8 protein-coding genes are annotated in these 12,533 nt (G+C 41.9%); 1 reads left to right on the top strand and 7 read right to left on the bottom strand.

What is annotated here, in order from left to right; translation table 11 throughout:
- Positions 1-18: 18 nt before the first annotated feature.
- From HS960_RS02160 to HS960_RS02140, 5 genes are read right to left on the bottom strand one after another with little or no spacing between them, the layout of a single operon-like run.
- On the bottom strand, positions 19-2,334 hold the full coding sequence (locus tag HS960_RS02160) for a GH92 family glycosyl hydrolase (protein WP_182331153.1): 2,316 nt from the start codon (positions 2,332-2,334) through the stop codon (positions 19-21).
- A 56-nt stretch (positions 2,335-2,390) separates the two neighbouring features.
- Positions 2,391-2,657: a hypothetical protein gene (locus tag HS960_RS02155; protein WP_182331152.1), complete on the bottom strand. Its 267-nt coding sequence runs from the start codon at positions 2,655-2,657 to the stop codon at positions 2,391-2,393.
- Complete coding sequence (locus HS960_RS02150; RefSeq protein ID WP_182331151.1) at positions 2,650-4,578, bottom strand: right-handed parallel beta-helix repeat-containing protein; 1,929 nt, start codon at positions 4,576-4,578, stop codon at positions 2,650-2,652. The genes HS960_RS02155 and HS960_RS02150 overlap by 8 nt, the downstream gene beginning before the upstream one ends.
- A gap of 60 nt (positions 4,579-4,638) precedes the next feature.
- Positions 4,639-6,918: a hypothetical protein gene (locus HS960_RS02145; RefSeq protein WP_182331150.1), complete on the bottom strand. Its 2,280-nt coding sequence runs from the start codon at positions 6,916-6,918 to the stop codon at positions 4,639-4,641.
- A gap of 54 nt (positions 6,919-6,972) precedes the next feature.
- The gene (locus tag HS960_RS02140; protein WP_182331149.1) at positions 6,973-9,201 is read right to left on the bottom strand and encodes a hypothetical protein; all 2,229 of its coding nucleotides are present in this window, start codon (positions 9,199-9,201) and stop codon (positions 6,973-6,975) included.
- 349 nt (positions 9,202-9,550) lie between these two features.
- On the opposite strand from HS960_RS02140, the gene HS960_RS02135 reads away from it, so the two are divergent.
- The gene (locus tag HS960_RS02135) at positions 9,551-10,432 is read left to right on the top strand and encodes an AraC family transcriptional regulator (protein WP_153847123.1); all 882 of its coding nucleotides are present in this window, start codon (positions 9,551-9,553) and stop codon (positions 10,430-10,432) included.
- On the opposite strand, the gene HS960_RS02130 is transcribed toward HS960_RS02135, so the two are convergent.
- Positions 10,419-10,850: an L-rhamnose mutarotase gene (locus HS960_RS02130; protein WP_182331148.1), complete on the bottom strand. Its 432-nt coding sequence runs from the start codon at positions 10,848-10,850 to the stop codon at positions 10,419-10,421. The two genes, HS960_RS02135 and HS960_RS02130, sit on opposite strands and share 14 nt — an antisense overlap.
- A 101-nt stretch (positions 10,851-10,951) precedes the next feature.
- The gene (locus HS960_RS02125) at positions 10,952-12,511 is read right to left on the bottom strand and encodes a sodium:solute symporter family transporter (protein WP_182331147.1); all 1,560 of its coding nucleotides are present in this window, start codon (positions 12,509-12,511) and stop codon (positions 10,952-10,954) included.
- Positions 12,512-12,533 lie beyond the last annotated feature (22 nt).

Raw genomic sequence — 12,533 nt, 5'->3', positions numbered from 1 at the left:
CTAACGAATCCCTAGTACTTATTTGCTTTCAACAATTTTACTGAGCCCCCACTGTTTATTCGGTTCGTTCCCCATAAACAATATCAAGGTTCCGCCTCGCATAATTTCATTGTGATCTATAAAACAGTTATTATAAGGGACGCCATTAAGTTCAGCTTTTTGGATGTAGCGATTTTCAGGCGAGTTATTTTCTGTTTTGATTACAAACTGTGTCCCAGGATAATATTTGGGATCAAGTTTAAAGGTGATCGTATCAAACACAGGACTTGTAATCTCATAGCGTGTGTCACCCGGACAAATAGGGTGTAATCCAGATGCCGTCAACACATACCATGCTGACATTTGCCCCACATCTTCATTACCTATCAGACCATAAACTGAATTATGATACGCACGTGAACAAATTTCACGCGTCCATTTTTGTGTGAGCCATGGCGCTCCTAAACGATTAAATAGAAATGGCACATGGTGTACTGGTTCATTGGCATGGTTATAATAATTATTCCACATCATATCTTCCGGAGCGAGTTCAAAAAAACTATTGAGATCCGCGATGGTTTTTTGCTTACCACCCAAAAGGCCTGCAAATCCATCCACATCATGAGGGACAAACCATCCTTGCTGATAAGGGTTGCTCTCAACACAGCCATAATTTTGGGTTAAGCGCCCCGTTTCTGGCCATTTACTCCATGTACCATCCTGTTCTTTCGGTCGAAACCAACCAACTGTCGGATCAAAGAGATTTCTATAGCTTTGCGCACGATGAGCATATAAATCCACATCAGCCGTTTTATTTAATCGTTTCGCTAATTGAGACATGCACCATTCTGTATAAGCATATTCCAATGTCGTCGAAATTTCTCCTGTAGTTCCTTTTTCTCCATTTCCAAATTTTTCAACCGTTTGTCGCGCATATTTATAAGCCTTTTCTATATCAAAGTTGGATATCCCTTTCATATAGGCGTCCGTAATAACTGATACGGCAGGGTTTCCGATCATACAGCCACTATACGCGTTCAAAAATTCCCAGCGCTCTAAATAATCCTGTTTACTTTCTTCGGCCAATGTCACCAAAGAATTGATCATATCATTTACGATAGTCGGATTAATAATCGTTTGCAAAGGAAACTGACTTCGAAAAACATCCCAACCGCTAAATACTGTTCGCTTGGTAAAATCTTTCGTTTGGTGAATATGTCCGTCACCGCCAACGTATTTTCCATCTACATCCGAGAAATCTCGCGGATCGATCATCGAATGATACAAAGCCGTGTAAAAAACAGTTTTCTCGTCTTCTGTCCCACCGTGAACCTCGATTTTCCCTAATGCATCATCCCATCGTTTCTGCGTTTGCTCCAATACATTGTTAAAGTTCCAATCTTTGATTTCTGTTTCAAGGTTATTTTTGGCTCCCTCCATACTGACAAATGAAATTCCAGCTTTCATCAATACCTGCTCATTTGCTTGTGTAGGGAATTCGGTATAAAACCCCAAATGTTTACCTTCCTTAATGCCGATATTTTTTGTGACGACAGATTTGGAAACCATCTCTTGATAACTGGCACTTGTAACATCTTCCAATTTCCGTTTTTGCCCCTCTGGAAGGGCACAACTCCATACCCCCGTATCGGTAAAAGGCTTACTAAATTGGGCATAAAAATAGACCGTATAATTTGCCTTCCCATCACCATTTCCCCAACCTCCACCTTCGGGCGTGCACTTCATCCATCCTTGGATGGTATGGTTGTCCACCACTTTCACATATTGTTCCGTAGATGTACCACCTACTCGCCGCGCTAAGTCGATCTGAATCCGCGACTTTTTATGTTTGGGAAAAGTAAACCTAAGCATACCGCTATGCGGTGTAGCGGTCATTTCAGCTTTTATATTATAATCTGAAAGCACCACTTCATAATAACCTGCACTTGCTTTCTCATCTTTTTTGGAAAAACGAGAGCGGTAGCCTTTTTCCGGATGTTCGGGACTACCTGCCGAGGTTTTCAGCTCCCCTGTGGTCGGCATAACCAAAAAATTACCTAGATCACCGTACCAGCCTATACCACTCATTTGCGTAAAGGCAAAGCCTTCGATGGAGGTATGCTCGTAGTTATATCCAGAACCATTATCTCCACCAGTAATCGTGTTGGGGCTAACCTGTGTTAAGCCAAATGGAGTTGCTGCCCCTGGAAAAGTTTTACCGAAACCGTGTCCTCCCGTTTCGGCTTTTTCACCACTGGTAACCGCACCGATAAACGGATTGACATACCTGGACTGTGAATAGCAATTGAAAACTACAAAAAATAAAATGATACTAAATTGAATACGGTTTATCATAAAAAATGGTTTAGATTACTTCTTCAAGCCTACGGAATCCGATAAGATATAGGCAATTAATTATGTTCGACCAAAGACAACGAAATGTCACAGTTCAAATCGATTATTACCTTGTTATCTGAACCGATTAAGTTAACTTTATAACCTTCGATCTCAGGAATGCCAATCTTTGGTTTGTTGCCATTGACATGCAAGAACGCAGGAGTCAATTTTGCGACTGTCGTACTGTCCAGTTGTTCTTGCCCATATCCAGACAAAACGCAAAAAAGGATGCTCAGCAGCATCCCGTAAGATTTTAATTGTATTATTCGGTTTCTATTCATAAATCAATGTTATTTTTTCTTCCTTCTTCCCTGTATATTCAAATGGACCTGGAGACGGATTGGATTTTTTTCGAGCTTTACCGAAGTAGTCCCGGTCAATCTGCAAAGGCCGCCCATTTCGATCCTCAAATGGCAACTCGGATATTACCGTTGGACTTAATGATATTGAAGTCACCAAATCTCTCTTCTGTTGCAACCATTTTGCTTGAAACGGAAAGTCCAAATAGACCTTACCTTGTTTTTCCACTAAATTGACAAGAACAGCCTCATTCGTATCGATCAACGCATTATGTTCTACTGCAAGTTTGCTCACATACGACTTCATCTGCTGCTCGGCGTTGGCATGTATTTCCCCCATTCGTGCATTTACTTTGGCAGTTGACACACCAATACTACCCTTAGTATAGACGTTAGCATCCAACAACACTGGAAGATACGCTTTATAATAATCACTGATATCAGATCCTTTTGTAAAAATATTATTGACAAACTGCACATCACCTGCCGGATTATCTTTTAGTGCCACAAGTTGTGTAGCGTGCGGTTTTAGGTAAGGAGTCAATCGGCTATCGTATGCAATAACTTCGATTTTTCCGGCAAAAAGATTATGAGCGAAAGCCGCTCCTTGCGCATTCATTGACAGATTTTTCGGGGAAAGCATAATGTTATTGGCAACCAACGCAGGCCCATGCGTTACCTCCAAAAATATATCGAGATCATTTTGATAAAACAGGTTATTCATAATCTGTGCGCCTTGCGCCATCCAGTCCAACCAAATTGCCATATTCGTCCGATAAATCAGATTATTTCGAATGCTGACATCCACTCCACCATGAAATTTTATTCCAGCCATTTCAGCGCCGGTAAAAAGGCGCTCGATATGGATATCATGTATTGTATTGTGCTCTACCGTGCTGAATGAACAGCCCATACTCCCCACAATACCGGCCTGTTCGCAATAGGCTATCTTGTTATTTCCCACATAATGACTGCCGACACTGTCTTTGTTCCAGCCAAAAGCCAGCGCTCTTTTTATTGTGCCGACATACCCTTCAGCGGACTCCGTATCTTTATTATCATAGGCATCACCATATTTCCCTAGGGCAATTCCAACACATTTCGAATATTGTATGGTATTGTTGACTATACGCCAGCCCTTACTCCAATGTGTACCGATAAGTCCTTCCTGTTCGGCAGTGGGTGGTGCCCAGTTAGTCGCGGCCTGTTCCATCACAAAACCATCCACGGTGATGTAGTTGACAAAAGGGCGATCCGGATAGAAGACTCGAGGTCGAACATTGATTTCTACCTGTTCCTGATTCGGATCAACCTTTGGAAACCGGGCCCAGATAGCCGTTTTTCCCCCATCAACCGAAGCCCACCATTCCCCTTTTGGCGAATGATTGGTCAAGAGCTGTTCTTTGGAAGAAGCTTCCATCAGCCAATGACCATGAAGATAAACTGCCCCGCGGTGATATTTCCTTTCTTTCGGTGTCGGCCAAAACCAGTCCCCGCGGATTTCTTCCTGATAGGGATTGAATGTACCAAAGAATGAATTTGGCAATTCGAGCTGCCAAATATCGTCACCGATTAGCTTCCAGCCCTTCACTTCTTCCGAGCCTTTAATAACCACTTTTTCACCTTTTGCAGCACGGTAAGTAATCGGTTGTTTTGCCGAAAGACCACCACGTGGTGGAACGATACTTTCGCGGTATACCCCTTCGTGAACCGTAATAATATCACCCGGCATTGCAAACCTGGCCGCAGCCATTATAGTACGGAGTGGTTTTGTAGGAGTACCACCCTGCGCGTCACTTCCAGTAATCGCAACATGGTATTCCCGAGGTTCCGATTTTACCTGCGCCGACGAGGCTCCAAATCCCAAAAAGAAAATACAGGTTAAGAAAAAAGTAATTTTCATTTTCATCAGTTTAATGCTATAAAAACTAATCCGGCCTGAATGGGCCGGATATAGTTTTTTTTAATATCCTTTTGCTCTTGTCAATTTTGTTAATAGTTTCTTACCCGAACCATCCCTATTGATACGATAAAGATTCCAGTGATCTTTATCGAGTTCTTCTAATCTAAAACTCTGCGTTGGATCCACCAGATACTCTTTCACCCAGCGCGGGAAAGCATTTGCCCTCCGGGCATTTTCCCAGGTGCGGATCGCTTGGAAAATAGCATCTTTCTGTGGACAACTTTCTACCTGTTTCTGATTCAGTTTTAAACTATAAGTTGATCCCGTACCCACGGACATGGCCTGGATATGCTCATATTCCTCTACAGTAGACTTTTCGGTAATCGGGAAATTCCCGCCCATTCCGACAGGGAAAAAATTAGCGTAGGAGACATCACGTAAATCTTTTCCTTGACTTGTCGCACTTCCCCATTCCCGCGTCTCTGCATCATATAAGTTTTTACCGCCACCTACGTTCCATATACTTTGATAATGCCATGATCCTTCAGATAAAGTAGCCCCTGTAAAACGAATATCTGCCAATCCACGTTGTTTCGCACGTTCAAACATTTTACGAAAAAAACGTTTCGCCGAATAGTAGCCATGACCATTATTAAATAAGAATTCCTGTCCATCAAAATCATAATAGCCTAAGCCATTGATTGCGCTGACGTCTGCATAATATTCGGCTATTTTATCTTGCAACTGAATATTGGGGATCAATCCATCATAACCGTAGTTGATCGTTACCTGCAACTTATATAGTGTATCTAAGGCGGCATGCGCTGTAGCCTTGGAATCCCAATAGCCCCGTTTCACATTGAGTAAACGATAAGGTTTGGTATCGCTCACGCCCAAATAATGGATAAGCTCTTTCCCGATTTTAATCATATTCAGGCTTTTAACATGCCCTTCCCAACTGCCAATTTCCTCCAGATGCGTCGGGTCATCCACATAGATCAATGTATCTGTAGCACTAATTGCCTTAGCTAAAGGACGTTTTTGTTGATACCAGATGCTATCGCTCGGCACCGGACTGGCATCTTTGGTACCCGGAGCCAATGCATTTGTAATTGGCGTCCGACCAATAACAATATTATGTTTGGCCGCCATCTGTGCATACTCTTTATGGGAATAGGCATCTCCGTTTGCAAATTTTAAAGGCTTACGTTCAAAGTTCTTGCCGTCAATATAACCTGCATTTCCACGGTCCGGACGTAAGAAGGCCTGATCATATAAACTAATGGCCTTAAATCCAAGTCGGTCTGCATAGGCAATCATATTATCATACTGCCCGCCCTCTGTCAATATATCCGGCACAAAAGCTGCAGGATCCTTGATCCACTTTCCATTGACTGTCGGATGTGGCAAGCCTTCTTTAAGGACAATATCTTGAACCACGTCCATTAGGGCTGTGCTATCCGGGCTGCCCCAAAAAGCGATAGCAGAACCGATATAATCCACCCCCGGAATAGGCTGTACCAGCAGATGATTAGGTTTATTGGACGCCATATTCGGAATGAGGGAGTAGTACACTTCGCGTTCTTGCCTGCGATCCCGCGATTGGTAGGAAATGGATATTCGTCCATTTTTATCCACCTCAGCCGCATTTCCGTACATGATCCGATAATAAGGTTCTTTGTGCGCATAAAAGGCGACATCGCTGATACCGTCACCTCCTAAAGAAAATATTTGTCCTTCATGCAAGTGATTTGGCAATGGAAAACGCGCTGCATCCGGCGAGTGGATAATATACTGAAACGGTGCTGCATCGCCTTGAATATCTGCTGTTCCGCCCAATGTATTGTCATTGAGCGCCAACATGCCAATCGCGTAATTGGCTGCTTTACTCGTATCCCTGCTCACGCCAATAATCTCGCCCAATAAATTGGTAATATTGGTATGATAGGAACCCCATTGTATAGCTTCGATATCGGTTGAATTGGTCAATGAAAGTAATTTCATTTTGAAATACTTAGCCTGAGGTAAGATGCTGATGCGTGCGGTGGAACCGTTCGGATAAGCCAAAGTCATGATTTTATCACTTGCCGAATAACTTGCCTGCTCTGGATATGTATATACCCGTTTCTTCGCATTATATAAGACCATTAGCGGGGACGGCTTATCTGCTGGACTAAACTCCCTATTCGATTTCTTTGTAATATTCTGCATACTCGTGATATAACCTTTCTGGTCAATCACGATTTTGAAATAATTGGTCTTTAATGTTGTTTGACTATAGCCCATTGTTGACAAAGCTGTCAATCCAAGAAATAGCAAATTCGTTTTCAAAAGTTTCATTCGTTTTAGATTTTAACAAAATATATCCTTAGCAATTTATCCTTAGCACATGCACTAAAGCGTAACTACAACTGTATCTCCAGCTTTAATATTGACCTTTTTATTCCAATCCAAAAAGGCATTTTCTCCCAAAGGTCGAGCAGCTTCAGCCGCATCCTCAGCCAATATGCTAACATTTGCATCATAAGCCGTTGGATTATGAAGTGTTAAAGAGAGTCCCTGGCTAGTTTTCTTGACAGTTTTAACTAGGATATGGTCAAAGGCATAGGCTGTTGCCTTATCCTTACGAACATAAAGGCCAGGTATTTCAAGTGCCATTAAAGCACCATTTGTTTCGTTCCAGCCTGTTTTACCGCCATCACCACGTGATCCCCTGCTATCGGCATCACAATAGGTCAAACGTTCGGTGATCTTACCATTGGGTTGTATGCCTTCGGCATGTGCATGGATTACATCACGTATCAAACCGGCATATAAGCTCGTTCCAGTTTCACGGAAAAGCTTGAACAGTACGTCGCCAGATTGCGTACAAAACCCTGGGGCACCATGTTTGTTTTGTGTGCTCGCCCAAACCGCCCCTGTAAGATTAGCACCCAATTTTGCCAAAGCAGTATTTTCAGGTAGCTGATAAGGAAAAGATACTGTCCAGGACGCGGTATAATTCGCTAGGTTTTTGGCCTGATCCAAGTATTCGCGTTTGCCAGTTTGCTCAAAAAGCGTCATCAACGAAGTCGTCAATGCAATTGCAGTTTCCGAATCGGCATTTTGGAGAATATCCCCACAAGCACCGGATGTGAAACCAACCAACGCAAAATTGTCGTAATATTTTTTCGCAGCATCTTTTGCTACGGCGAGGTACTGATCGTTATGAAAATAAGAAGCGGCCAAGGTTAACCCAGCAACGGCCATTGCGCCACCTGTTGTATTATAGGCGGCGATTTTACCCGATTCGATCGCTAAGTAATTGCCCCACGTCCCCTCTTCTTGCCAGGTTTTCACGAAAGCATCGGCAAGTTGTTTGACTTCATTTTCCCATGTTTTGGTAATGAGCGAAGATTTCCCCTGCTTTTTCAAGAGCATAAACTGCTTGACCATCCAATAAAGCACATCGGCATTTTTACGTGTTAAGCCGATACCCGGATTTAATTTTGCCCCGTCCCGGTAGATAACCTGACTGTCTGCGCCAAGCACATCATAATAGTATCCGCTTGCTCCGCGGCCCTGTGGCAAAGCAAAATTAAATGTATGGCTTACACGATTGAAATGTGCTGTATCCCCTAAAGCCAGCATAGGATAAGTATTGATCAATCCACCCACCCAGCCATAGGACATCCAATCTGCATTCTCAGGGCAGTAAAATCCAACACCGTCTTTTGCATAATAGCGTTCATCAATATTTTTTGCCATACGCGTAAAAACCTCACTCATTGGCATCAGATTTCGGGGAGCAGTTTCCTTGACATGCAGTTTTCGCTCTTGCATAAATCGAGTATACAAATACGGTACATCTGTGGACTGAAATTCTAATCGTGTAACGCGAATCTGCAATTCATCACCTTGGGCAACTGATATTCCCCGATCAGGGCTTTCACTAAAACCGATAAATTCAGGTTTACGCGACCGTACACCTGGCGCACTGACAACAAAACTAGCGACACTTCGATCCTCACTTTCTTCAACAATCAATGCGTGGTCTTTCACCTCATTTTTCCAGGTAATTCCCTGATCGGTAAACAGGAATACACCCTTATGCTGTTTTCGGTCCAAGTAGGCCATCAAAGGGGTACTTGTATTACTGATATTCACTTCCAATTGTGATTTTGCACCATATTCTGGTGAAAGCTGTGGGATTGGATTGGAGGTTAGCGCCAAATCTTTTCTATAATAATCTGTTTTGTCGAGACCAGTCGCATATTCCCGGTTGACAATCCGTTGGCGATTGCCATTATAAACAACCGCGGGGATCATCACAAAATTATCACTCGACCAGTTATAAGCATCAAAAGCGACAGCTACCCCTACATCCTTCATCGCTCTTTTCGCCTTAAAGGTAAATCGGTAAGTCACCTCATTCGTTCCCTTCTTTTGCAAAATCTCCTGCTTGACATCCCAATTATCCGAGCGCCCTCCTATTGTCGAACTATTAGCCAATTTTGCTCCTTCATATTGGCAATCCAGCAATCTGAACAGCACATTTTTATCCCGCTTTTGAGGGAGCCAGTCTTGCGAAAAACTATTTAGCGCTAACGCACAGAGTAGAAAACTTCCTACTATTTTTTTCATCCGTATATTATTTTTACTTTTCTTTCAATCTTAACAGAAGAGTTGGACCGTATACACGGCCCAACTTTTACCACTTTAACACTAAATTACACTCTGTCGGTTCCCACATCCACTAAGGCGAACTTGATTATTATGCATCTCTATTCGTCATAATTGATAGCAGGAATAAATTTCAATATAATAAATAGGGATAACCACCAATAATTTGCTCTATTGTAATGTTTTTTTGCATTAAATATTTTACAAGCAAGATTTTCAAATTTTACACTTTCATATTTTTTTTCTTATCTTTAACTAACTTATGCAACCGGTTGCTAAAATACATTGACTTTTTAACAAATATTGTCCTATGATGCAGCATATTTATGAAAACTTTACTTTCCCGCCGGATCAATCTTTTACGGTTCGCAGTGAAGAACTGGAGATCAAAAAATACACTTCTTTAAAGTCGCATCTCAACTTTGAGATTGTCTTACTGGAAAACTGTATGGGAAAACGGTTTATAGGCGATCACATTGAGGATTTTGAAGGTGACGAACTGGTATTGTTAGGAAGCTATCTTCCGCATTGCTGGCAATATTACAATACAATCGATAAGGATAGATCGGCTAAAGCCTCCATAGTTCACTTTTATCCTGATTTTCTAGGGAAGGATCTGCTGACCAAACCAGAAGCAATTCTTCTGAATCAATTGTTTATTAATGCTGCAAAAGGAGTGCTATTTTCTGGGCCTATAGTTAGGCAGGCGAAAGATATTCTCGATGATATGTTGGTCGCCTCAGGACTGTCCCGCGCGGTATTGATGCTACAACTATTGGATAAATTAGCCTTGTCAAGCTCTTATAAGACTTTATCTTCACCATCCTTCAATATCATTGAAAATTCCACAGATGCTAATCGGATCAACCGAGTTTTCGATTACATATTTAAACATTTTAGGGAGGATATTACATTACAGGATGTCGCTTCTATTGTTCCCATGTCTTCATCTGCCTTCTGCCGGTTCTTCAAAATGCAGACCAATAGAACCTTGGTAGATTTTATCAAGGAAATCCGTATTGGGCATGCAGCCAAATTATTGATGGAAGGAAAATACAATATTACAGAAACCTGTTTCAAAAGCGGTTACAATAACATTTCCAATTTCAATAAGCATTTTAAAGACGTAAAAGGCAGTTCGCCCCGGGACTTTCTAAAGCAGTATCGGACACCTGAAGCTATTTGTGTTTAAATTCATAAAAAAGCTTCGTTTCTGCCCATTTTTGTCCTGCTACCGTTCCACTCACACCTTGTTGGTAGGTATTCATACGTGCATTCCATTCTGCACATTTTGGACTGTAAGCCTCAGCTTCTTTTCCCATTTTATCGAGATCGGCTCCTGCCGGAACCCTAACCGTCATGACAATTAATTTATCAAACCGATACAACGCAATCTGCTGATAACCTGCTTTTTTAAACCCAGCCTCAACCTCAGGCCATACCCGATCGTGATAGGCTAAGTATTCTTTTAATTTTTCTGGATTGTCTACAATATTAACCACAAAAACATGCTCTTCATAATCTGGTAAAAGAGAGGGTGCTTTTTCTCCTTTACACATCACAAATAGCACCGAACTGCATAATATTAGCAAGCGAACAAACAATTTCATCTTTATTTTCTTTTAATTTTCCACGAGATGAGGTCTACCCTATTAAATCATCCGCATTTAAGTTTTTAGTGACCGACTGGTGAAATTATTCATAGATCACCTCAATTAAAATAGATATAAATCATGATCATAACGAATGCCAACGCAGCCCAAGTCAGCCAAACTGATCGGGACTGACCAAACGCGCTACCTTCCACTCGATCAAACAAGGTTGGTATTTCCGAATGCTCCTTGGATTTGGTCAAGAAAGACACAGCGACAATGACCACACTCAATGCGACAAAAATATAAAAAGAAAGCATTAAAAAATGGGGCCAGTAACCTTGATAAGGATAATTCGTCACATGGCAAATACCCAACACCAAACAGATGAAACCACCACCATAGAGCACAACCTCTGCGGCCGTACTATTTATTCCGCGCCAGATGACTCCCCACAGAAAGACCACCGCCAATGGTGGGGCAAGAATCGAAACTAACCCCTGTGTGAGGTCAAAAAATCCTTTTCCGGAATAAGAAAACAGCATCGCTATCGCAATACCCGCCAATGCAACTAGGACAGTCACCCATTTCCCCATACGCCTTTGCTGATTACTATCCAGTACTTTAAACTGCTGGACAACATCCAATGTAAACACTGTACAGAATGAGTTTAAACTTGATGACACCGTATCCACAAGCGATGCGATCAATGCTGCAATACTTAATCCCAGTAGTCCGTGGGGCATCAATTGTTTGATCATGGTAATATAGGCATTGTCCGGCGCGGTGTCTTTGAATAATACAAAACACATAATGCCGGGCATAATAAATATAATCGGCATAATAATCTTAAGCGCGCCTATAAATAGCGCACCATATTGGCCTTCTTTTAGATCTTTCGCAGCCAGCACCTTCTGTACGATCGTCTGATCGGCACACCAATAATATATAGCCACTACAGGGTATCCCAAAACAATACCTACCCATGAATATTCGGGATTGGAAGCCGGCAAAAATAACTTCCAATACGACGCCGGTGTCTGACTGATCAATGTGTCGAGCTGGCCGATCTTTTGAAAGCCCAGGAAAGTCAGTATAATCGACGATATAATAATAATTACAGACTGAAAAACCCCAGTACGAACCACAGCTTTCAACCCACCAATTGCGGTAAAACTGGTTGCGATGGCACCGATTATTAAGATCGCAGTAAACAACTGGCAACCAAATATTCCTGAAATAAGCAATCCTCCGGCATACAAGGCACTTCCCAGCCAAACAACCAAAATAGAAATAAGGCTATAGACAATTAAAAAGTTGTAAGATTTTTTACCAAAACGAATCAATAGAAACTGGGGGATTGTACTAATCTTAGCCTTCAAATAATAGGGCAAGAATACCATCGCGAGCAGCATCAGAAAGATCCAGGCCAATAATTCGAAGTTGCTGGCGACTATCCCATGAGAAAAACCAATACTTGCAAATCCGATCAACATCGTGGGGCCAGCATTGGCACCAAAAATGGAAAAACCAATCTGCCACCATTTCAGAGAACGCCCACCTAGAAATATATCCTGCTGATTCTGCTCTCTCCTCGAAAAACGAAACCCCACATACAAAAGAACCAACGCGTATGCTATTAAAACCAAATAGTCAATATAATTAAATGTTAAGTTCATGATCAGGTTTGTTTTTTACTGC

The sequence above is a fragment of the Sphingobacterium paramultivorum genome (assembly GCF_014109745.1).
GTDB classification, from domain to species: domain Bacteria; phylum Bacteroidota; class Bacteroidia; order Sphingobacteriales; family Sphingobacteriaceae; genus Sphingobacterium; species Sphingobacterium paramultivorum.
Note: the sequence above shows the minus strand (reverse complement) of the source record. Positions and strands in the feature narration are given on the sequence as shown.